This is a genomic window from Vibrio sp. 10N.222.46.A1 (assembly GCF_041473595.1).
GTDB classification, from domain to species: Bacteria; Pseudomonadota; Gammaproteobacteria; order Enterobacterales; family Vibrionaceae; genus Vibrio; species Vibrio tasmaniensis_A.
Window position 1 is genome coordinate 1 of sequence record NZ_JBFRSN010000278.1, and the last position, 2744, is coordinate 2744.

The 2744-nt window shown below is 44.5% G+C and carries 2 protein-coding genes and 1 pseudogene; all 3 read left to right on the forward strand.

What is annotated here, in order from left to right; translation table 11 throughout:
• The first annotated feature begins 280 nt into the window (after nt 1–280).
• Complete coding sequence (locus AB4496_RS09425) at nt 281–1573, forward strand: serine hydroxymethyltransferase (RefSeq protein ID WP_102257709.1); 1293 nt, start codon at nt 281–283, stop codon at nt 1571–1573.
• Nucleotides 1574–1624: 51 nt separating this feature from the next.
• Complete coding sequence (gcvH, locus tag AB4496_RS09430) at nt 1625–2005, forward strand: glycine cleavage system protein GcvH (protein ID WP_009845137.1); 381 nt, start codon at nt 1625–1627, stop codon at nt 2003–2005.
• 89 nt (nt 2006–2094) lie between these two features.
• A pseudogene (locus tag AB4496_RS09435) lies at nt 2095–2744 on the forward strand (glycine dehydrogenase (aminomethyl-transferring)); the annotation flags it as partial.

The following is a 2744-nucleotide window of genomic DNA, read 5'->3' on the forward strand; positions in this document are numbered from 1 at the left end:
GAGCTATGTTATCGACTTGTTAGATGAAGAGATGCTACTTCGGCTTGCCGCAAATGATAGATTTAACATTTGTGAGAGCTGTTTTTTACCCGATTTTTTGGGAACCAATTCGTGCTGCATTGACCCTACAACGATCGCTTAGATGCTGTAAGAGTATATTTAATACGCAATCAACGTATGTCTGTACCTATATAGCGCAAACGATACCGATGCAGAAATCAACGTAAGACCTAATGGACTATAAAAACAATCACCATTAGCTTAATGAAAGGTCTCGACAATGAACGCTTACCAAAACCACAGCTTAGACAGTTTTTTCTCTACGAACCTATCAGGTACTGACGACGCCGTATTTGCTGGAATCCAAGCAGAGAACACTCGTCAAAACGAACAAATCGAACTTATTGCTTCTGAGAACATCGTTTCTAAAGCAGTAATGCAAGCTCAAGGCACTTGCCTAACCAACAAATACGCAGAAGGCTACCCAGGCCGTCGCTACTACGGTGGTTGTGAGCACGTAGATACCGTTGAAGCTATCGCAATTGAACGTGCTAAACAGCTGTTTAAATGTGAATACGTAAACGTGCAGCCTCACTCTGGCGCTCAAGCAAACGGTGCAGTAAAACTTGCCCTACTTCAACCCGGCGATACAATCCTTGGTATGTCTTTAGATGCTGGTGGTCACCTCACACACGGTGCACGTCCTGCAATGTCTGGTAAGTGGTTCAACGCAGTTCAATATGGCGTAGACCGCGACACACTTGAAATCGATTACGAAGCAGTTCGCGCTTTAGCTGTCGAAAGTCAACCTAAAATGATTATTGCAGGTGGTAGTGCTATCCCACGCGTTATTGATTTCGCTAAGTTCCGCGAAATTGCTGACGAAGTTGGCGCTTTCCTAATGGTCGATATGGCACACATCGCAGGTCTTATCGCGACAGGTGCTCACCCTAGCCCACTACCACATGCACACGTTGTTACCACAACAACGCACAAAACACTTCGTGGCCCACGCGGCGGTATGATTCTGACGAACCACGAAGACATCAACAAAAAGATCAACTCTGCAGTGTTCCCTGGCCTTCAAGGCGGCCCACTAATGCACGTTATCGCGGCTAAAGCAGTGGCGTTTGGCGAAGCACTTGGCCCAGAATTTAATACTTATATTGATTCAGTGATCGACAACGCAAAAGTTCTTGCTGAAGTGTTGCAAACTCGCGGTTGTGACATTGTGACTGGCGGTACAGACACACATCTAATGCTGGTTGACCTTCGCCCTAAAGGCTTGAAAGGTAACGTAACTGAAGAAGCATTAGAGCGTGCAGGGATCACATGTAACAAAAATGGCATACCATTCGATACAGAGAAGCCTATGATTACTTCTGGTATCCGTTTAGGCACGCCAGCTGGAACCAGTCGTGGTTTTGGCACTGAAGAATTCAAACTTATCGGTGAATGGATCGGCGATGTACTTGATGGCTTAGTTGAAAGCCCTGAAGGCAATGCTGAAGTTGAGCAACGTGTTCGCAAGCAAGTTAAAGAGCTTTGCAAACGCTTCCCTCTTTACCGTTAAACCAATTTTTAGATTTAAATTAAAACCTCATAAATTTTTGGAGAATAAGCAATGGACAATACACTAAAGTTTGCAGACAGCCACGAGTGGGTTAAAGACAACGGTGACGGTACTGTAACTATTGGTATTTCTGAGCACGCTCAAGAGCTACTAGGTGACGTTGTGTTTGTTGACCTGCCAGACACTGAAGACGAAATTGAAGCTGGCGAAAGCTTCTCTCTGGTTGAATCAGTAAAAGCAGCTTCTGATATCTACGCACCAATCTCTGGCGAAATTGTAGAAATCAACGAAGAATTAGAAGATAGCCCAGAGCTAATCAACGAAGAACCTTATGAAGGTGGTTGGATTGTTAAAGTGAAGATGTCTGATGCGTCTGAACTAAACAACCTTAAAGATGCGGAAGAATACCTAAGCTCTGTAGAAGAAGACTAATAGGTAACCTCATTACGATAAAGCTGCTCTTTGGAGCAGCTTAATTTTAGGGGCTAGCTCACGGCTCCAGAGAGAAAGTAGAACATATCATGACTGAATTACTTCAAAGCCAATTACTGAAAGACTTGGGTACGCAAAACGAGTTTGTTGCTCGTCATAACGGCCCTAATAAAGCAGACCAGCAAAAAATGCTTGAAGCGATCAACGCGACTAGCCTTGACGCACTGATCGACGAAACGGTTCCTGCACAAATCCGTCTTGAAAAACCAATGACACTTGCTGCGCCACTGAGCGAAATGGACATGCTGACCTCTCTTAAAGAGATCGCTAACCTAAACCAAGTTAAACGTACTTTCATTGGCCAAGGCTATTACAACACATTCACTCCAAACGTTATTTTACGTAACGTTCTAGAGAACCCAGGCTGGTACACAGCTTACACCCCATACCAACCAGAGATTTCTCAAGGTCGCCTTGAAGCTCTACTGAATTACCAACAAATGGTAATGGACTTAACTGGTATGGAAATCGCGAACGCGTCTCTTCTTGATGAAGCGACAGCGGCTGGCGAAGCCATGACACTGTGTAAGCGTGCTGGTAAAAGCAAGAGCAAAGTATTCTTCGTTGCCGACGATGTTCATCCTCAAACACTAGAAGTTGTTAAAACTCGTGCTGAGTACATCGGTTTTGAAGTAATGGTTGGTGCTCTTGAAACACTTCCAGAGCAAGACGTATTTGG

What these genes read in the sequence shown, in the direction of transcription:
- AB4496_RS09425 (WP_102257709.1), top strand. Translation starts at nt 281, where the DNA reads ATGAACGCTTACCAAAACCACAGCTTAGACAGTTTTTTCTCTACGAAC.
- gcvH (WP_009845137.1), top strand. Translation starts at nt 1,625, where the DNA reads ATGGACAATACACTAAAGTTTGCAGACAGCCACGAGTGGGTTAAAGAC.